Source organism: Pantoea sp. JZ29, from assembly GCF_035190385.1.
GTDB lineage: Bacteria > Pseudomonadota > Gammaproteobacteria > Enterobacterales > Enterobacteriaceae > Pantoea > Pantoea stewartii.
Genome location: NZ_CP045241.1, coordinates 1,271,076 through 1,290,445, shown reverse-complemented (window position 1 = coordinate 1,290,445; position 19,370 = coordinate 1,271,076). Strand labels below are relative to the sequence as shown.

Here is a 19,370-nt window from a genome sequence, read left to right as displayed (position 1 = left end):
CTCAACAAGAACATAACGCGCTAATAACAACTTTGTCGAGAGGAGCAGAAAATTTTTTATTTTCCCGGATTGAGCCGCTCGAGCAGCCAGTCATTCACCCAGCGGTCATTCAGCAGATAATTATTTTGCAGCGTCCGTTTCAGCAGAAAGCCGTTTTTTTCCAGAATTCGCCGGGAAGCCCAGTTTCCTTCCACCACCAGCGCCCGGAGTTTGAGAAAATCGGCGTCGAACAAACACGCACACAGCGCTTCCAGCGCTTCACTGCCAAACCCCTGACCACAGTGGCGATGCAGCAGCATATATCCCACCTCCGCCTGACGGGCGGGCTGCCATTCAGGCGTACAACCCAATAACCCGATGGCTTCCCCGCTGTCGCGCCGCCTGATGACCAGGCATAACATGTGAAAACTGCCGGGTTGCCAGGGTGCCAGACGCTGACGAAACCGCTCACGGATATCATCTTCATCGGGAATGTCACTTACCCAGCGCATAGTATCGCGATCTTCATGTACCGCACGAAACAGCTGCCAGTCTTCAGGCTGCAAAGAGGTTAACGTCAAACGCGAGGTAGTCAGATGCATACATCACTCCAGGCGATAACACGTAATAAAGTCACCGGGCCTGACCACAGTGGACCGGGCCGCAATGGCAGCGGAAAAACGTTCCTCTTAAATGAGCTCAACATTTCCTCTTTTTCAGCTTTTGAATAAATTGATCTAAAACATGAACTGCCCGGCTGGCTGTCAGGCACGCTGGCACAACATCATCACATTTTTTATCATAACCTTCTTTGACCTCGCTGAAGAGTCGCCTGTGACTTCACACTTTACTATGCTTCTGGCCGTCTTTGACCGTGCGGCGCTGATGCTGATTTGCCTGTTTTTTCTGACGCGAACCCCACCTTTTCGTCAGATCCTGCAGAAAGATGAGCATACGGCGCTGGAAAAAGCGGCCGTGATTGCCATTTTTTCACTGTTTGCACTTTTCAGTACCTGGTCAGGGGTCAATGTCGACGGTTCATTGCTCAACGTACGGGTGATCGCCGTGATGGCTGGCGGTATTTTGTTTGGTCCCTGGGTTGGCATTACCACCGGTGTGATTGCCGGTCTGCACCGCTTCCTGATAGATATTCATGGTGTGACGTCAGTGCCCTGCCTGATGACCAGCATCATCGCCGGCATTGTCGCCGGTGCCATTCATCGCCGGGTGCAGCGCGAACGGCGCTGGCTGGTAGGGATTCTGGGCGGCATGTTTTGCGAAAGTCTGACCATGCTGCTTATCGTGTTGTGGGCCACGCCCACCGCGCTCGGGCTGACCATTGTTTCTGAAATTGCCCTGCCGATGATTCTGGGCGCCGCCAGCATTGGCTTAATCGTGTTGCTGGTGCAGAGCGTGGAAGGTGAAAAAGAGGCTATTGCGGCACGTCAGGCAAAACTGGCGCTGGATATCGCTAACCAGACCCTGCCGCTGTTCCGTCAGGTCAACAGCGATTCCCTGCGCCGTGTCTGTGACATCATTCGACGGGAAATCAAGGCCGATGCCGTCGCGATGACCAACAAGCAGAAGATTTTGGCCTATGTTGGCTACGGTGAACACAATTACCAGCATGGTGACGACGGGATCAGCCCGACGACGGCGCAGGCGATGCACAGTGGGAAGATCATCATCAAAAACAATGACGAAGCCCACCGGACGAAAGATATTCACTCCATGATCGTCATCCCCTTGTGGGAAAAAGGCAAGGTGACCGGCACGCTGAAGATTTATTACCGTCGTGCGCACCGCATCACTGGCTCGCTGAAAGAGATGGCGGTAGGCCTGTCCCAGATTATTTCGACGCAGCTGGAAGTCTCGCGTACGGAGCAACTGCGCGAAATGGCCAATAAAGCGGAACTGCGTGCCCTGCAGAGCAAAATTAATCCGCATTTCCTGTTCAATGCGCTGAATGCCATTTCGTCATCTATCCGGCTCAATCCCGATACGGCGCGCCAGTTGGTCATCAACTTATCGCGCTATCTGCGCTACAACCTCGAACTGAATGACGATGAGCTTATCGATATCAAGAAAGAACTCTGGCAGGTAAAAGATTATATAGCGATTGAGCAGGCGCGCTTTGGCGATAAGTTAACCATGATTTATGACATTGACGAGGATTTGCATTTTTCCCTGCCCAGCCTGCTGATTCAGCCGTTGGTGGAGAATGCTATTGTTCATGGCATTCAGCCCTGTAAAGGTAAAGGTGTGGTGACGTTAAGTGTGCGAGACCTGGGCGACCGCGTGCGCATCGCCGTGCGTGATACCGGTAAAGGGATCAGTGACGAGGTGATTGATCGTGTGGCTCGCAACGAAATGCCCGGCAATAAAATTGGCCTGTTAAATGTCCATCACCGGGTGAAGTTACTCTCGGGCGAAGGGCTGCACATTGCGCGTCATCAGCCCGGCACCGAAATCGCGTTTACACTGAGCAAAACCGGGCAGTTACTGGTGGGGAACCTTGCATGAAAGCCATCATCGTCGAGGACGAATTTCTGGCCCAGCAAGAGCTGAGCTGGATGATTCAGCAACACAGTAAGATTGAGATAGCGGCCTGCTTTGATGACGGTCTGGATGTCCTCAAATATCTGCAGCAGCATCGGGTTGATGTGATCTTTCTCGACATCAATATTCCCTCTCTGGATGGCATGTTACTGGCAAAGAGTATTCATCAGTTTGTTCATAAGCCCCTGATTGTGTTTATTACGGCCTGGAAAGAGCATGCCGTGGAAGCCTTTGAACTCGAAGCGTTTGACTATATTCTGAAACCGTATCATGAATCCCGTATCGTCACGATGCTGAACAAGCTGGAAGCCACCTGGCAGCAACAGCACGCGCCCGCTCAGGCGCCAACGGCGCAGAGCGTACTGACCGTGAATCTGACTAAAGATGAACGCATTATCGTGACCGACGTGAATGACATTTACTACGTTGAGGCGCACGAGAAGTTAACCTTCGTCTATACCCGCCGTGAAGCCTATGTGATGTCGATGACAATGACGGAATTCTGCTCACGCCTGCCCGAACACCTGTTCTTTCGCTGCCACCGGTCCTACTGCGTCAACCTCAACAAAATCCGGGAAATCGAACCCTGGTTTAACAATACCTATCTGCTGAAGTTGCGGGATATGGAAGTACAGGTACCGGTCAGCCGCAGCAAAGTAAAAGCGTTTCGGCTACTGATGCGGTTGTGAGAGGGAAAGGCGGCTCTGCCCTTGCGTCGGGCAGGACAGAGCCTGCAAACTAGAGAATACGGCCCAGCGTCTGGCGCAGGTGCGCACCGGCACCCAACAGCCCGGGTTGGTCATGCGTGATCATATAAACCGGGATATCGGCAACATAGTCACGGAAGCGCCCTTTGTCTTCAAAAGCGGCACGAAAACCCGAGGCTTTGAAGAACTCCAGGAAACGCGGCACGATCCCGCCCGCGATGTAAACGCCACCGAAGGTCCCGAGGTTCAGCGCCAGATTACCGCCAAAACGTCCCATGATGACGCAGAACAGCGATAAGGCACGACGGCAGTCGGTGCAGCTGTCCGCCAGGGCGCGCTCACTGACTTCGCGTGGCTTCAGATTCTCCGGCTCACGGTTATCGACTTTTACAATCGCACGGTAGAGATTGACCAGACCAGCGCCTGACAACACACGTTCTGCTGAAACATGACCTAATTCTTCCCGTAAGACTTCCAGAATTTGATCTTCTTCTTCGCTGTTAGCGGCAAAATCAACATGTCCCCCTTCACCGGGTAAACTGACCCAGCGCTGGTCGACGTGTACCAGATGGCTGACGCCGAGGCCGGTTCCCGCACCGTAAATCGCGATCGGTTTATCCTTCACCGCCGATTTACCGCCAAACTGGATGACATGCTCTTCGCCGAGCATAGGAATCGCCATGGAGACAGCGGTGAAATCGTTAATAATTTCCAGGTGTTCAAAACCGATGTTCGCCTTCAACTTTTTAGTCGAGAAGGCCCAGTCGTGGTTGGTCATTTCAACCCAGTCATCGGTAATCGGGCAGGCAATGGCGATACAGCCGTCTTTAATATCCTGCTTTTGTTCATCAAGATAATGGCGGATGACGGCTTCGAGGCTGTCGTAGTCTGATGTTGCGAATGTTTTGGTCTGGGAGATGCTGCCGTTTTCCACCTCACACAAAGCGAGGCGGGCATTGGTGCCGCCGACATCGCCGACCAAGGCATAAGTTGTCATTCTTCTGGTGCTCCGCTTGGGGGTCTTAAAGAGTTGGAGGACACTATAAAATCCTGCCGATAAAACAACAACGCCCACCGAAGCTTGAGGTGAGCGTCTGACTCGTGTGTGCAACAGCCTAACCGCGTTAGTCTGGCCTGCACAGAGGCAACTTTCCGAATCTCATCCGCCGTTGCGCTGGCTCAGACAGGCTGAGACTTTACGTAACAGGGGCGGCAGGTCATCTTTTTGCATCACGACTTCAATAAACGACAGTCTGTGTTGTTGTGTCAGTTGCGCCATCAGTGCGGTCAGTTGCACGGTTTCACTGATGCGCCAGCTTTGTGCCTGACAGTGTAAACTGAATGCCTGCGGCAGCGCTGTCCAGTTCCACTGGGCAATATCATTATAACGCTGGTGTGCGCCATGAATGGCCCGCTCCACAGTATAGCCTTCATTATTGAGCAGAAAAATGATTGGATGCTGATCATCCCGCAGCATCGAGCCGAGTTCCTGAATGGTCAACTGTGCCGAACCATCGCCAATGATCAGGATGACGCGCTGTGACGGGCGTGCCGTCTGGGCACCAAACGCGGCTGGCAGAGTATAACCGATGGATCCCCATAACGGCTGTACCAGCAGCTGCGCCCCGGCAGGCAGGCGCAGCGCCGCCGCGCCAAACGCCGCGGTGCCTTGATCCGCCAGAATAATATCGCCGGGCTGAATAAAAGACTGCATGGCCTGCCAAAAGGCAGACTGGCTGATGATGGCCGCGTCAGGGACAGGCGCCGCCGGTTTCACTGGCCCGGCGGACTGCCAGCCTGCGCCATAGCGTTCGAACAACGGCAGTAATGTCTGCAACGCATCGGCCATCGACAACGGGGCAAACGTCTGTCCCGCGACGCTGGCGCTGTGTGGCTGCACGTCGATCAGCCGATCGGGGCGAAATTGCTGAGTGAATCCAGCGGTAATCGTATCCGTAAAGCGCACGCCGACGCAGAGCGTGACGTCTGCCTCTTCAATTTGCTGGCGTACCCAGCCTTCACTGCCCTCACCTGCGTAAGTGCCCACAAGCCCCGACTGCTGCTCATCCAGCACGCCTTTGCCCATCAGCAGTGTGGCGCACGGAAAAGCACGCCCGGCACGTAACGCAGCCAGCGCCGGTTGCTGTTGCCAGCGCTGCGCCAGAAAATCGGCCAGGAGTGAGACGCGTTGCGCCGGTGCCAGTAACCGCTCGGCGGCCTGGCGAAACGCGCTGCGCAGGGATTCGGGTGACGAAGCCGACGATACCAGGGGATGAACGGGCGCAGCGGTTTCGGCCTGGGCAACATCGACAGGCAACAGCAGATAGCCCGGACGATGTTGCTGGATCACGCTGCACAAAACCCGGTCAATTTCGGCGGTGGCATTCTCAGCGGTCAGTTGCGCGGTGGCGACGTTAACCTCTTTTGCCATGCGGATGAAATGGCCAAAATCGCCATCCCCTAAGGTGTGGTGCACGCAGTCTCCCTGCTGCATCGCCTGGCTCGACGGCGCGCCCACGATATGAATCACGGGCACGTACTCTGCGAAGCTGCCTGCCAGACCGTTGATTGCGCTGAGCTCCCCTACGCCAAAGGTAGTCAGCAACGCCGCCATACCCGAACAGCGTCCATAGCCATCCGCAGCGTAAGCGGCATTCAGCTCATTGGCACATCCCACCCAACTTATTGTCGGATGCGCAATCACCCGATCCAGAAACTGCAGGTTAAAGTCACCCGGTACGCCGAACAGATGTCGAATACCGCACGCCTGCAAACGCGCCAACAGATAATCACCAACCGTATAAGAGGACATAGCGAATTCCTTTAGGGGAGTGTATTGATAAGTATCTGACATGGCGTTAATTAAGCGAACAGTGCCTGTCATTTCGCCAACGGATTACATGGCAAGCAAGCGTTACGACCGTGGATTATTCGGCAGATATGCGATCTGACACGGATTAATCCTGAGTGTAACCGTATACACTCCCACTGTTTTGGCACATTTAATCGTTTTCACTCAGGACTTTTCTATGACAGCTTTTCCTCGCCCCGACAGGTATCAGCATATGCAATGGCGTCGAAGTGGACGCAGTGGACTGAAGCTTCCTGCGATTTCACTGGGCCTGTGGCATAACTTTGGTGACAGCACCCAATTAGCAACCAGCCGGCAGTTGCTGCGCCATGCGTTTGACTGCGGCATCACCCATTTTGACCTGGCGAATAACTACGGTCCGCCGCCCGGTTCCGCAGAAAGCAATTTTGGTCGCATTATGCGCGACGATTTTCAGGCGCATCGCGACGAGCTGATTATTTCGACCAAGGCCGGTTATACCATGTGGGAAGGCCCTTACGGCGACTGGGGTTCGCGCAAGTATCTGGTCGCGAGTCTGGACCAGAGCCTGCGTCGAATGGGCCTGGATTACGTTGACATCTTTTACCATCACCGTCCCGATCCGGAAACGCCGCTGGAAGAAACCATGCGGGCGCTGGATCACGTTGTCCGTCAGGGCAAGGCGCTGTATGCCGCCATTTCCAACTATCCGGCAGAGCGGGCTGCTGAAGCGATGACGATTCTGCGCGATCTGGGGACACCCTGCCTGATTCATCAGCCCCGCTACTCCCTGTTTGAACGCACACCGGAACAGGGCTTATTGCAGACGCTGGATGAGCATGGCACAGGCTGTATCGCATTTTCGCCCCTCGCGGGTGGTGTGCTGACCGATCGCTATCTGCAGGGTATTCCCTCCGATTCCCGCGTCGCCAGCGGCAGTAAGTTCCTGAATGAAAATCAGCTGACGGAAGAGAAAATGGCCAGGGTGCGTAAGCTGAACGATCTGGCAGAACAGCGTGGGCAGAAACTGGCGCAAATGGCGTTAACGTGGGTGCTGCGCGATCCGCGCATTACCTCCGTGCTGATCGGGGCCAGTAAAACGGCACAAATTGACGACGCGGTGCAGATGCTGACCCAGTCACCGCTCTCGACAGACGAACTCGCCGCCATTGAGGCGATACTGGCCTGATACGGGTTGCCCGCGTACGCGGGCGGCTGTGCCAGAAAACTCTCAAAGCCCTGTTTTTCGCGTATTTTCAGACAACATGTGCAGGCTTCTTTGTGCAATACCGTCAGAATGACGTGACAGCAGTAATCATAAGCTGCTGCAGGAGAAGATAATGATACGTGGAGTATGCTTTGCTGCTTTCATAGCAGTGTTAACGCCGCTGGCGATGCACACAGCACAAGCCTCGGGAAATGAAATACGCCTGGCTCCAGGCGTCACGCTGCATCTGGGCGACCGGGACCGCCGGGGTTATTACTGGGATGGCGACCGCTGGCGTGAACCGCGCTGGTTTAACGATCGCTACGCTTATAAGGAAAGACGCTGGTGGCGGCATGATGCCTGGCGACGTCATCAGGAAGCGGAACGGGAACGTCGCTGGCACGCGCGTGAACGGCAACGCCAGTGGGAACATGAACGACGCCACTGGCGTCATGCGCACCCTGAGCCGCATCGCTACCGCTAACCGTCCTCTGCCGGCCTGCGTGCCGGCAGACAACCTGCGGTTACTCCTCGCGGCTTTTCACCCGGGCGAGCGCAAAGCCATCCCAGCCTTTTTCGCCCACGGTCTGAATCGCGGTCGCCTCCAGTCGGGGATCGCTGGCCAGCAGCCGCAGACACTCACGTACCCCTGCACGTTGCCGTCGGTAGAACCGGCATCAATCACGGCACCGCCGCGAACAATGTTATCGACGATAATGAGACTGCCGGGCCGGGAGAGCCGAATGGCCTAGCGAAGATAGCCGGGATTTTTTTTGTCCGCATCAATAAAAATGAGATCAAAGGGAGCCTGCAGATGCGGCAGGACATCCAGCGCCGCCCCCACATGCAGCCTAACCCGTTCGGACAGGCCAGCCTGATGAATATTTTCGCGGGCAACCTGCGCATGGCGGGGATCGGCTTCTATCGTGGTGATGGTTCCCCCCTCACCCAGCGCCTGCGCCATCCAGATCGTGCTGTAGCCGCCGAGTGTGCCGATTTCGAGCACACGTGAGGCATTCTGAATGCTGATTAACAGCGCCAGCATTTTACCTTGCACCGCCGAAACATCATGCGCTGGCAGCCCGGCCTGACTGTTTGCCTGGAGGGCCGCGCTGAGGTGGTTATCGGGCGGCGCTAACAACTGTGAAAAATAATCGTCAACGGCGGCCCATTTCACATGGTCGTCTGAAGGGTAATCTGGCGTGCGCATGATGTCACTTCTGACTCGGGAAGAGAGTGACATTATAAACTTTGGCATTCAGCGCTTAAAGCCGTGCCCGATCGCTGCCGGGTAAGGCTACATGCCCATGGCCTGTCCGACGAGCAGGTAAATATTCAGGCTGACCACCAGCACCACAATGATTCGACCGGTATTCTGCATCAGACGACTGTTTACCAGGGCTTCGCCCATCAGCTCACGGTTCCCCGTAAAGACCAGCAAAGGGATCAGCGCCAGTGCAATACCAAAGCTCAGCAGGACCTGGCTCATCACCAGCACACGCGTGGGATCCCAGCCCGCCCAGATCACGATAAATGACGGCACCATGGTGACGGCACGACGGACCCAGAGAGGGATATGGAAATTGATAAAGCCCTGCATTACCACCTGGCCCGCCAGCGTACCCACCACGGTGGAGGATAACCCCGCCGCGACCAGGCTCAGGCCGAATACCGTCGCGGCAGCATGACCGAGCAAGGGCTGCAAGGTGGTGTAAGCCTGATCGAGTTCCGCAATACCGCTGTGGCCGCTAAAGTGAAAAGCCGCAGCGGCCGTGGCCATCATCGCCAGATTAACAAAACCGGCAATGGTCATCGCGATCGCCACATCCAGCTTAGTGGAAGAGTAACGTTGCGCCTGGCTGTCGCGGCTTTTTCCCTGCGTTAAGGCAGAATGCAGGTAGATGACGTGCGGCATAATGGTTGCACCCAGCACACCGGCCGCCAGGAAAACCGCATCGGCATTCGGCAGTGAAGGCAGCGCCATGCCTGTCACCAGTTCGCTGACTTTTGGCTGGGAAAAAAACAGTTCAACAATATAAGCGGCCGCAACAAACAGGAGTAATCCGCCGATCACCAGCTCCAGCGGCTTTTGCCCGCGGTTTTGCAGCATCAAAATCAGAACGGTGGCCACACCGGTAAGGACCGCGCCCTGCATCAGTGAGACGCCCAGCAGCAGTTTGAATCCCAGAGCCGCGCCAATAAACTCCGCCAGGTCGGTCGCCATCGCGATGATCTCTGCCTGCACCCAGTAAAACCACACGGCCGGACGCGGGAACCGATCGCGAATGTGTTCCGCCAGATTCTTGCCCGTGGCAATACCGAGCTTTGCTGACATCAGCTGGATAAGCATGGCCATAATGTTGGCCCACACCACCACCCACAGCAACTGGTAGCCATACGCGGCACCGGCCTGAATATTGGTCGCGAAGTTGCCCGGATCGATATAGCCGATCGCGGCGATAAAGGCAGGCCCCAGTAAAGCGAGTTTGATTTTTCTGGCGCCACGCGCTGCGCGTTCTGCGGCACGGCTTTCTAGCATATCGGGTACCCTGTCTGAGTTAACCTGTGTAGCTTAAGGCGACACAGGTACGAGTGAAATTCGGTTTCGCTAATCGCTATGATAGATAATGCTATAAAGTATAGCCATTGCTATAAATCAGGGCTAAGAAAGCCCTACTTATACAACGTATTTTAGTCACTCTACGTGTTGTGCAAATTACAGACAATAGATTTAAGTAAAATCCATGTGAATATTTTGGTTACAGGACGTGATCGCTGAGAGTTTTCTGAGAAATTTGGCGATAGTGAATACTTATATTGTGGATGAGATCTCGTTTTTCGGTAAGCCGTTACATAGAATACGCAGCAAAATACAATCCTCCTCAAATTTGGAGCAAACATGTCCCATATTTTGCAGTTTCTTTTAGCACTAGTGGTAGTCAGTGTGCTGGCCTTGCTGGTCAGCCACGACAGAAAAAGTATTCGGGTTCGCTACATTATTCAGCTTCTGGTTATCGAAATCATTCTTGCCTGGTTCTTCCTGAACTCAGAAGCCGGTCTGGGATTCGTCAAAGGCTTCGCCGGTTTCTTCGACCATCTTCTGAAATATGCGGCTCAGGGCACCAACTTTGTCTTTGGCAACATGAACGATAAAGGTCTGGCCTTCTTCTTCCTGAACGTCCTGTGTCCGATTGTGTTCATTTCGGCGCTGATCGGGATTCTTCAGCACTTCCGCATCCTGCCATGGGTGATTCGCGGCATCGGTACGGTGCTGTCTAAGATCAACGGCATGGGTAAACTGGAATCGTTTAACGCCGTAAGCTCTCTGATTTTGGGACAGTCTGAGAACTTTATCGCGTATAAAGACATTCTGGGCAAAATGTCACAGCGTCGTATGTACACGATGGCGGCGACCGCGATGTCCACCGTGTCCATGTCGATTGTGGGTGCCTACATGACCATGCTGCAGCCTAAGTATGTGGTTGCTGCGCTGGTGCTGAACATGTTCAGTACCTTTATTGTACTGTCGCTGATCAACCCTTACCGCGTCGATAACGAAGAAGACCTGCAGTTGCAGGATCTGCACCAGGGTCAGAGCTTCTTTGAAATGCTGGGCGAATATATCCTGGCTGGTTTCCGTGTAGCCATCATCGTCGCAGCAATGCTGATTGGTTTTATCGCCCTCATTTCTGGCCTGAATGCGCTGTTTGACTTCATTTTCGGTATCACGTTCCAGGGCGTGCTGGGTTACGTCTTCTATCCTTTTGCCTGGGTGATGGGCGTGCCATCAGGCGAAGCGCTGCAGGTTGGCAGCATCATGGCAACGAAACTGGTTTCCAATGAGTTTGTGGCGATGATGGATCTGCAGAAAATCGCCAGCCAGCTGTCGCCAAATGCCGAAGGTATTCTGTCGGTATTCCTGGTGTCTTTTGCTAACTTCTCGTCTATCGGCATCGTCGCGGGCGCGATTAAAGGCCTGAATGAAGAGCAAGGCAACGTCGTTTCGCGCTTCGGCCTGAAACTGCTGTATGGCTCAACGCTGGTCAGCGTGCTGTCCGCAGCCATTGCAGGCCTGGTGCTGGCATTCTGATTCCGGGCTTACGCAACAGACAAGGCGAGCCAACTGGCTCGCCTTGTTGCTTTTAACCAGAGACGGTTTAACGCTTACGCTTTACCCTTCCTGAGTCACCCTGCTACTTTGCATTGACAGCAGCTTGCAGCCTGCCCCTTGCCACACAGTCCTCTCTCTTCTTAAAGGAGCGTTTATGGCGTTGGATGCCGAGGGTTACATCGCCGTTCCACCTGTGACCGCCTTTCAACCGGCGTTTCAGGCAATCGTTGACGATACTATTCATCAACTCCGTCTGACCGTCGGCGATGATCTTCACAGCCTGTGGCTCTATGGCAGCGTTGCGTTTGGCACAGCCGTCGAAGGGCAGTCTGATCTGGATGTCTGTCTTGTCTTTCGTCATCCGCTCGCGCCCGCTACGCGCGACAGCCTGGCGGCCGTAAAAGAGAGGCTTACGGCAAGGCATCCTGTCGTCAGTAACATTGACGTTGATAAAGGCACGCTAAGTGAGGTGATGGATCCGAACAACCTTAATACATGGGGATACTGGCTAAAGCATCACTGCCGCTGCCTTTACGGTGAAGATTTATCGGTGCGTTTTAACCGGTTCAGACCCTCGAAAGCGCTGGCGAGGGCACTAAATGGCGATTTCACAGAGGTTTTAGACGAGTATGTCGCGAAACTGTCCTGCGCCTTGCCCGGCCGCCAGCAGTGGCAACGCGCCGCCGCCAGAAAAGTCATTCGCTCAACGAATATGCTGCGCCAGGATAGCGACGCGGACTGGCCTGCAACGCTTGCCGAGCATGTATCGCGCTTTGTTCTGCGTTATCCCGACCAGGAAGCTGCCATCGCCTTCTTTCTCGCCGAAAGTTATCAGCCCGGCGCATCAGCCAGGGAATTTATCTCGCAGCTTGACGCGTTCAGGGGATGGCTGGTTCAGCAGTTAGAACAATCGTAACGAGAACGTACGAGGGAAATATGAAAAGCGCCCGATAAAACGAGAAGGCGATGCAGGCTCAACTCACCCGTCCGTATGAGCCAGGCGGTGTTTTAAAATGAATAGTTAATTTACAGGTGAAACTGACAGGTTAACCCCCACTAACAGGATCGTTTTATCGCTTATTAGCAACGTCCCTCCCTGACTGGCACCCTTTGAATTCTTATTTCATTAAAAGGATAAATCATCTCCCCATTAGCCAACGCCCTGCCTTTACTGATTCAGCAAACATTTTTACCGTCAGAGAATTTTTGTCTTGCTTAACTGGTTCAGTCGTAAACCATTTTCTGAAAAACCATGACATTTTCCAGGGATAGTCATTATCAATATTCAGTGTTGAACACCGATTTGGAACTGGTCAGAATACTGATCTAGCGCTTCAACTAAATCATCAAATTCTGCGCATTCCTGTAACCTGTCATTGATTTGAAGTGGAACGATGATGCCTGTTCGGGAGATGTGACTACAGACCAAAGCGGATTATTTTCACAAACCGCCACTAACATTCTGTGGAAAAGTATGAATAAAGTCACTCACTCGGTATTTTCGGGCTGCTTTGACTCTGACCCAAAATCCTGCTCCATTCATAAACAGAATTCCGGCATGATTAATACTCCCCGAGCGGACATAGAGCAGGGGGAGAAAATGTAGTTGCCTGGAGCGGGGAGGTGGTAATTGTGATTATTTTTATGTGGTATGTCATTGAGGGGATATGAGGCACACCCGCCCACAGTAGGATGAAGATTAAATAATTGTAACTCACTAATATTTTAGAATAAATCAACCATAATAAGGTATAATCTCTTACACATCACCCTGTGAGGGAGATTGATTTTCAATCAAATTTAAATAGCCTTCAATAGGATTAAAACACATATAATTAACTCATAAAAAAATATCAATATTTTTTCAAAGTGCTGCTAATTACTATTATCCTCTTATCATACTATTGAATAAATCAATTAACGTTTTGCTTTGGGTAATCTCTACTTTGAGGATTTTTTGGTGACTTCCCTTTTTGAGTTGGAATAAAAACTTAGTTGCTCTTATCTCGTGAAAGTCTTTCCCTATGAAAAAAATTATAATAGATAATAAACCCCTCAACTATAAAATACCAAGTTATTCCTTTATGAGTTTCACTCATTTTCTGTACAAAGTTTGATAATATATCTTTGATAATTTCATCTGAGATATGAAATGTACTATCAACAATTCTAAAAACTGAAACCTTGATAAAATGGTCTAACCTTAAGCCGCTAAGCTTGTTAATCCTTAGTTTCTTCTCCGCAATAAAATGTCTAAATAAATCATCTAAGCTCTCTGTGCCCTGCACAGTATCATAATAAGCGTCCTTTGCAATTGAAGCCCTCCAAAGGATACTGAGTAGATAGAGGTAAAATCTTTCATACTGAAAAGATCCTATGATGATGTGGTCTGCATTTTTCCTGAAATTTTTGTGATCTCTTAATACTCTAATTCCGTACTGCTCGTAATTAATAGACAAAAATTGCTCACAATTCCTGCATAGCATAGGCTCTTTAGGATCAAAATTGCCTACTAAGGATTTTATCCCATCTTCAAAAACAACAATTTTACCATTTTCTTTTTTAAGCCGCTTAAAATAGCTTCTGGGGATAACGTGCGATTGTTGTAAATCACTTTCCGCTAAACATAATTTGCACATCCCTCTCATTATTTGTTCCTGTCAAATATTATAAAGCAACTATTCATAGATCCAACGACCTGCCTTTGCTGATTCAGCGAACATCCTTACTGTCAGAGGCTTCTTATTTTGTTTTACTGGCTCTTTTTTAAACCATTCATGGAAGAACCAAGGGGTTTTCCATGGGTAATAATTGTCAATATTCAACTTTGAAACATCGATATTGAATTGGTCAGAATACTTATTAATAGCTTCAACCAGATCATCAAATTCTGCGTATTCCTGTAACGTATCATTGATTTCAAGTGGAACGATTTTGAAGCTGAACGTTCTGACCTGCGGTAAATTTTGGCGAAAAAAATCCAAGACTTGCTCGTCAGTTACCATAACTTATCATTACCTCGTGCTATGCGGTTGTAGTTAGTCGTGGCATTGAAAGCAATTTTTGATATGTCTGAAGCGACAATAACCCAGCCCAATATCGGCACAGTCCGTCCGACAAAAGCGCCAAGATTGGTAACGAATGAAAACCTCAATCTTTTTATGCTGGAATTAGTGAGTGTGGGAAGTCTGAAAGGAAGTTCAACATTGATATAGCGTCTTGCTGTCTCTGAGATTAGGGAAGTGCCTTTAGTCGTCATTGTACCGCCAATTTTGCCACGTGTTGGACGATTTGGTTGTCCAACGATGATGAAAGTAGCAGCAGCAATATCTGATACCCCAAGTTGCTCATCTACAGCATCAAGAAATACCCAGAAAAACAACTCGCCTGCTGAAAGGTTAGATACACCTTTATAGAAGTACGTCCCGTTTAACTCTTCTGTTGTATCCATGCTAGCAGTCTCACAGATAAGATTGTTTTATCATATGAGTCAGTTTTGAAGGTGTCTATATAAAAAAACCATAGGAGCCAATAAGCCCCGTTGGTAATACTACCAACAAGCGGAGCGTAGCGACTTCATCAATTGTCCAGAACGACCACACCTCATCAGGATAACCGTGTACCCTTGCGGGAGCGTGGCTGAGACGCTGGCAGAGCCGGATCTGTAGCTACCGGAGCATTACCACCATAAACCTGTTTAGTGGCCGTGTATGGCCGCACATCCGGCTTAAATGCGTGTGATCAGACTGTTTTGTAAGAAGTGTTTTGAGACGGAGGCGCGTCATTAGCTTTCGAGTTTTGAACTGCTACCTGTTCGAGCTATTAACTACAGGCCACAGGGATGTTATTCTCACAAATCGCCACTAACAACACTGTGGCAGTATATGAGTAAAGTCACTCACTCGAAATCTTTTAACTTATTGATTTTGAAGAGAAAAAGATGATTGGTGGAGATAAGCGGGATCGAACCGCTGACCTCTTGCATGCCATGCAAGCGCTCTCCCAGCTGAGCTATACCCCCACATCTGGAAATCGTTTTTTCAGTGCCAAACTTTTGGGAGAAGTTTGGTGGAGCTAAGCGGGATCGAACCGCTGACCTCTTGCATGCCATGCAAGCGCTCTCCCAGCTGAGCTATAGCCCCGAACCGAAAAAACCGTCGTGTTACGCGACGGACGGCATAATATGAAACCCCCCAGGGAGTGTCAACGGCAAAATCACATTCTGTGTTTGATCGCTGAAAAAGACGGCAAACTTAACGCGATGACGTCCGTTTGCGCAGAAAAAGAGCTTGTTAATATGATGTAAGGTGTCTGGTCGGGGTTAAACCTTTTTGATCGGCGTTAAGTTAATGCATCGTTAAATATGTTATAGGAATTATCTTGTCTTCCCTGTAATGTCGTGTAAAACTTAGCCCGCTATTTAATACGGCTGCATGGTTTTCTCCAGCGCACCGTTCTTCAACCAGGCGTTTTCGCTCCACCACTAAAATCAATAGAGAATATATGTCGCTGCATACACCTAAAGAGATCGCCCAACTGGCGATTCAGGCAGGGGTGGCCAAAAGCCATGCCTCCATTAGCTCCCTTATCATTCTTGGTTTCATGGCCGGTGCCTTTATTGCTACAGGGTTCCTGCTGGATGTTCACGTCATTAACTCTTTACCCGCAGACTGGGGGTCATTTGGTGGCTTTTTAGGGGCTGCCGTGTTCCCGGTGGGATTGATCCTGACCATTCTGGCCGGGGGCGAGCTGCTAACGGGTAACATGATGACGCTGCCCATTGCCTGGTTTGCCCGCCGTGTTAGCGGTTACAGCGTATTACGTAACTGGTTCTGGGTAACGATTGCGAACTTCCTCGGCAGCATCGCGATTGCCTGGTTCTTTGGTCACATGCTGGCCATGACCGAAGGTGATTACCTGAAAAAAACGCTGGCGATTGCGAATGCGAAGGTGCATGCCGATTTCCTGCATGCCTTTATCTCCGGCATTGGCTGTAACTGGCTGGTGTGCCTGGCCGTCTGGCTGGCATTCGCCAGTAAAGATGTCGTCGGTAAAATTTTTGGCATGTGGTTCCCGGTGATGGCGTTCGTGGCGATTGGTTTCCAGCACGTTGTCGCCAACATGTTCATTATTCCTGCGGCGATTTTCGCCGGTCAGATGACCTGGGCTGAATACTTCCCGAATTTTGTGGCGGTATTTTTAGGTAATGCTGTAGGCGGTGCCGTCTTCGTGGGTCTGGCTTACTTCCTGGCGTTCCGCCCCGCTGCCGAACAGGCACACACTGCGCAATAATTCCTCATTGCCTTTTGTTGAGAGACAAAAGGCAATTTCGTTTTCCGTTACTTTCACCCGTTACGATTTCCTGTAATATGTATAGCTAATGTATTGAACAGGGACAGCATCGTGAAAAAGGAATGGCTTACTCCGGAAGAACTGGCAATCGAAACGGGCTACAGTCGGCAGACGGTGAACAAATGGATCAAACGCGAGAACTGGACGACGACGCCAAAACCCGGCGTTCAGGGCGGAAAAGCGAGACTGATCCACATTGATGAGCGCGTAAAAAGCTTTATTCAGTCGACACGTAATCTCAATGAACCTACAGGCAATTATACTCCTCCACCTAATTCATTACCTGCGTTATTAATAAGTTCTGTCCAGCAAATGAGCCAGAATGAACAGGATCAACTTATGGCCCTGATTTTGCGGGAAGGGATAAAAGGTGTGCTTGAGCGTCTGGGCATTCGTGAAGAATAAGAAAACCGGAAGCGCGAGGCTTCCGGTTTTTTTGCGCCGCTGACAATCACGTCCCGCGGCTCAGACTTTAGTCGGGTGTTGTCAGTAAGTGTCCTGATAACATCACCCCCTGCCGTCAAAAAGAAAGATTATTCGCTCTGCGCTTCGCGCTCAGCAATAAAGGTCAGCGCTTTCTCAATACGCTCAACGCTACGGCTGCGGCCAATCGCTTCGACCGTCACATCCAGTCCCGGTGACTGCCCTGCTCCGGTAACGGCTACACGCAATGGCATACCGACTTTACCCATACCGACGCCTAACTCATCGGCAGCCTGCTGGATAGCGGCATGCACCGTTTCGGCATTCCAGTCAGTCAATGCAGCCAGTTTATCGCGAACCAGTTCCAGTGGCTGGCGGGCGACCGGACGTAAATGCTTTTTCGCGGCATCCGCATCGAACTCTGTGAAGTCCTGGTAGAAATAGTGGCAGGATGCCGCCATCTCTTTCAGCGTTTTGCAACGTTCCCCCAACAGCGTAACCAGTTTCGCCAGCTCCGGGCCGGTACGCGTATCAATGTTTTGCTGCTCGATGTGCCATTGCAGATGCGTGGCAACGTACTCCGGTGGCAGCGCATTAATATAATGATGATTTAACCACTGCAGTTTTTCCGTATTAAAGGCGCTGGCAGATTTGCTCACCGCGTCCAGGCTAAACAGCTCTGTCATTTCTTTAACGGAGAACACTTCCTGATCGCCATGGGACCAGCCCAGACGCACCAGATAGTTGAGCAGCGCTTCCGGCAGGTAACCATCATCACGGTACTGCATAACACCGACTGCACCATGGCGCTTAGACAGTTTTTTACCGTCATCGCCCAGGATCATGGAAACATGCGCATAAACCGGTACCTGAGCCCCGATGGCTTTCAGAATGTTGATCTGACGTGGTGTGTTATTGATATGGTCTTCACCGCGCACAACATGCGTAATGCCCATATCCCAGTCATCAACCACGACACAGAAGTTGTAGGTTGGCGAGCCGTCGGTACGGCGAATAATCAGGTCGTCCAGTTCCTGATTACTGAATTCAATCGGGCCACGAATCTGGTCATCAAAAATGACCGAGCCTTCCTGCGGGTTACGGAAGCGCACCACATGAGGTTCGTCTGCGGCATGGTGCTCGTAGCTGTCGCGGCAACGGCCGTCGTAACGCGGTTTTTCACCGTTCGCCATTTGGGTTTCACGCAGCGTTTCGAGACGCTCTTTAGAGCAGTAGCATTTATAAGCCGTGCCTGCTTCCAGCATTTCATCAATGACGGCGTTGTAGCGATCAAAGCGTTTGGTCTGATAATACGGGCCTTCATCCCAGTCCAGACTCAGCCAGTTCATACCGTCCATAATGGCTTCAATGGCTTCCGGTGTTGAACGCTCCAGATCGGTATCTTCGATGCGCAGCACAAACTCGCCCTGATGATGACGAGCAAAGAGCCATGAATAGAGTGCGGTACGAGCACCGCCTACATGTAAAAAGCCAGTAGGGCTTGGCGCGAAGCGAGTTTTGATTTTCATTCAGTATTGCCTTAAATGCGCGGGTTCTTGTCTGGATGACAAAAAACAGGTTAGACGCGAAAACAGTGCGCACATTCTAGCATCTGATGATGAATCCTCAATGCATGCAACGTAGCAGAGCGGCAGCAAAGCCCGCATTTCTGCTAAGAAAACCAGCATATTGGATAAAATCCCTGCGAGATGTTTAAAATTAAACCGAACGCACAATTAAGTTTTAAAAAGCGTTGACTCAAAATCAACTATCCCTATAATGCGACTCCACACAGCGGGGGTGATTAGCTCAGTTGGTAGAGCATCTCCCTTACAAGGAGGGGGTCGGCGGTTCGAACCCGTCATCACCCACCACTCTTAAGAAGGTTTAAGATGGCCCGCAGTGACAAGAGATAAGATATGGGTGATTAGCTCAGTTGGTAGAGCATCTCCCTTACAAGGAGGGGGTCGGCGGTTCGAACCCGTCATCACCCACCATATCTTAGTCAGATGACACTCTTGTGAAGCAGTACCGAAGTGGGTGATTAGCTCAGTTGGTAGAGCATCTCCCTTACAAGGAGGGGGTCGGCGGTTCGAACCCGTCATCACCCACCACTTCGGGTCGTTAGCTCAGTTGGTAGAGCAGTTGACTTTTAATCAATTGGTCGCAGGTTCGAATCCTGCACGACCCACCAATGTAGAA

The 19,370-nt window shown here is 51.3% G+C and carries 17 protein-coding genes, 6 tRNA genes and 1 pseudogene; 12 read left to right on the top strand and 12 right to left on the bottom strand.

Going from position 1 to position 19,370, the window contains the following annotated elements; translation table 11 throughout:
* Nucleotides 1-56 precede the first annotated feature (56 nt).
* Nucleotides 57-581, bottom strand: coding sequence for a GNAT family N-acetyltransferase (locus GC090_RS06180; RefSeq protein WP_039339839.1), 525 nt, complete (start codon nt 579-581; stop codon nt 57-59).
* Between the two features lie 250 nt (nt 582-831).
* On the opposite strand from GC090_RS06180, the gene GC090_RS06175 reads away from it, so the two are divergent.
* Both GC090_RS06175 and GC090_RS06170 read left to right on the top strand, forming a co-directional pair.
* On the top strand, nt 832-2,502 hold the full coding sequence (locus tag GC090_RS06175) for a sensor histidine kinase (RefSeq protein ID WP_039340149.1): 1,671 nt from the start codon (nt 832-834) through the stop codon (nt 2,500-2,502).
* Nucleotides 2,499-3,227 carry a LytR/AlgR family response regulator transcription factor gene (locus GC090_RS06170; RefSeq protein WP_324021122.1) on the top strand — a complete coding sequence of 243 codons (729 nt, stop codon included), beginning with the start codon at nt 2,499-2,501 and terminating at the stop codon, nt 3,225-3,227. The genes GC090_RS06175 and GC090_RS06170 overlap by 4 nt, the downstream gene beginning before the upstream one ends.
* 49 nt (nt 3,228-3,276) lie before the next feature.
* Here GC090_RS06170 and glk read toward each other — a convergent pair whose 3' ends face one another.
* A complete protein-coding gene (gene glk / locus GC090_RS06165; protein ID WP_324021121.1) occupies nt 3,277-4,242 on the bottom strand; it encodes a glucokinase in 966 nt (321 codons plus the stop codon).
* A 162-nt stretch (nt 4,243-4,404) separates the two neighbouring features.
* Complete coding sequence (locus GC090_RS06160; RefSeq protein WP_324021119.1) at nt 4,405-6,057, bottom strand: thiamine pyrophosphate-binding protein; 1,653 nt, start codon at nt 6,055-6,057, stop codon at nt 4,405-4,407.
* Nucleotides 6,058-6,274: 217 nt separating this feature from the next.
* On the opposite strand from GC090_RS06160, the gene mgrA reads away from it, so the two are divergent.
* Nucleotides 6,275-7,264 (top strand): L-glyceraldehyde 3-phosphate reductase, encoded by a 990-nt coding sequence (mgrA, locus tag GC090_RS06155; protein ID WP_006120370.1) that lies wholly within the window; start codon nt 6,275-6,277, stop codon nt 7,262-7,264.
* A gap of 151 nt (nt 7,265-7,415) precedes the next feature.
* Entirely contained in the window at nt 7,416-7,766 is a 351-nt protein-coding gene (locus GC090_RS06150) for a DUF2502 domain-containing protein (RefSeq protein ID WP_033740783.1), read from the top strand.
* 40 nt (nt 7,767-7,806) lie between these two features.
* Here GC090_RS06150 and GC090_RS06145 read toward each other — a convergent pair.
* Both GC090_RS06145 and GC090_RS06140 read right to left on the bottom strand, forming a co-directional pair.
* A pseudogene (locus GC090_RS06145) lies at nt 7,807-8,492 on the bottom strand (O-methyltransferase).
* A gap of 87 nt (nt 8,493-8,579) precedes the next feature.
* Entirely contained in the window at nt 8,580-9,821 is a 1,242-nt protein-coding gene (locus GC090_RS06140) for an Nramp family divalent metal transporter (RefSeq protein WP_033740787.1), read from the bottom strand.
* Between the two features lie 360 nt (nt 9,822-10,181).
* Here GC090_RS06140 and GC090_RS06135 point away from each other — a divergent pair, with 360 nt between their 5' ends.
* Together GC090_RS06135 and GC090_RS06130 are read left to right on the top strand one after the other, a co-directional pair.
* Complete coding sequence (locus GC090_RS06135) at nt 10,182-11,372, top strand: NupC/NupG family nucleoside CNT transporter (protein WP_006120376.1); 1,191 nt, start codon at nt 10,182-10,184, stop codon at nt 11,370-11,372.
* A 175-nt stretch (nt 11,373-11,547) separates the two neighbouring features.
* Entirely contained in the window at nt 11,548-12,309 is a 762-nt protein-coding gene (locus GC090_RS06130) for a nucleotidyltransferase domain-containing protein (RefSeq protein WP_164482381.1), read from the top strand.
* Between the two features lie 223 nt (nt 12,310-12,532).
* On the opposite strand, the gene GC090_RS06125 is transcribed toward GC090_RS06130, so the two are convergent.
* The 6 genes from GC090_RS06125 to GC090_RS06100 form a co-directional block, all read right to left on the bottom strand.
* Nucleotides 12,533-12,652, bottom strand: a complete 120-nt coding sequence (locus GC090_RS06125) for a DUF1493 family protein (RefSeq protein ID WP_080577421.1) — start codon at nt 12,650-12,652, stop codon at nt 12,533-12,535.
* Between the two features lie 732 nt (nt 12,653-13,384).
* A complete protein-coding gene (locus tag GC090_RS06120; protein WP_324021115.1) occupies nt 13,385-14,041 on the bottom strand; it encodes a hypothetical protein in 657 nt (218 codons plus the stop codon).
* A gap of 30 nt (nt 14,042-14,071) precedes the next feature.
* Nucleotides 14,072-14,398, bottom strand: coding sequence for a DUF1493 family protein (locus GC090_RS06115; RefSeq protein WP_185199120.1), 327 nt, complete (start codon nt 14,396-14,398; stop codon nt 14,072-14,074).
* Nucleotides 14,392-14,844, bottom strand: a complete 453-nt coding sequence (locus tag GC090_RS06110) for an STM2901 family protein (RefSeq protein WP_185199119.1) — start codon at nt 14,842-14,844, stop codon at nt 14,392-14,394. Before GC090_RS06110 ends, GC090_RS06115 begins: the two co-directional genes overlap by 7 nt.
* Nucleotides 14,845-15,338: 494 nt before the next feature.
* Nucleotides 15,339-15,414 (bottom strand) — tRNA-Ala (locus GC090_RS06105).
* Nucleotides 15,415-15,459: 45 nt separating this feature from the next.
* A tRNA-Ala gene (locus GC090_RS06100) sits at nt 15,460-15,535 on the bottom strand.
* 361 nt (nt 15,536-15,896) lie between these two features.
* Here GC090_RS06100 and GC090_RS06095 point away from each other — a divergent pair.
* Nucleotides 15,897-16,685, top strand: a complete 789-nt coding sequence (locus GC090_RS06095) for a formate/nitrite transporter family protein (protein WP_006120379.1) — start codon at nt 15,897-15,899, stop codon at nt 16,683-16,685.
* 111 nt (nt 16,686-16,796) lie between these two features.
* Nucleotides 16,797-17,150, top strand: a complete 354-nt coding sequence (locus GC090_RS06090; RefSeq protein WP_033740792.1) for a YfeC-like transcriptional regulator — start codon at nt 16,797-16,799, stop codon at nt 17,148-17,150.
* A 128-nt stretch (nt 17,151-17,278) separates the two neighbouring features.
* Here the strand turns inward: GC090_RS06090 and gltX are convergent, their stop codons facing one another.
* Nucleotides 17,279-18,697 (bottom strand): glutamate--tRNA ligase, encoded by a 1,419-nt coding sequence (gene gltX / locus GC090_RS06085; RefSeq protein ID WP_324021112.1) that lies wholly within the window; start codon nt 18,695-18,697, stop codon nt 17,279-17,281.
* Nucleotides 18,698-18,966: 269 nt separating this feature from the next.
* Between gltX and GC090_RS06080 the strand changes: the two genes are divergently transcribed.
* From GC090_RS06080 to GC090_RS06065, 4 genes are all read left to right on the top strand, one after another.
* Nucleotides 18,967-19,042, top strand: a tRNA-Val gene (locus tag GC090_RS06080).
* Between the two features lie 47 nt (nt 19,043-19,089).
* Nucleotides 19,090-19,165: transfer RNA gene (locus GC090_RS06075), tRNA-Val, on the top strand.
* Between the two features lie 41 nt (nt 19,166-19,206).
* A tRNA-Val gene (locus tag GC090_RS06070) sits at nt 19,207-19,282 on the top strand.
* Between the two features lie 4 nt (nt 19,283-19,286).
* Nucleotides 19,287-19,362 (top strand) — tRNA-Lys (locus tag GC090_RS06065).
* The last annotated feature ends 8 nt before the right edge of the window (nt 19,363-19,370 follow it).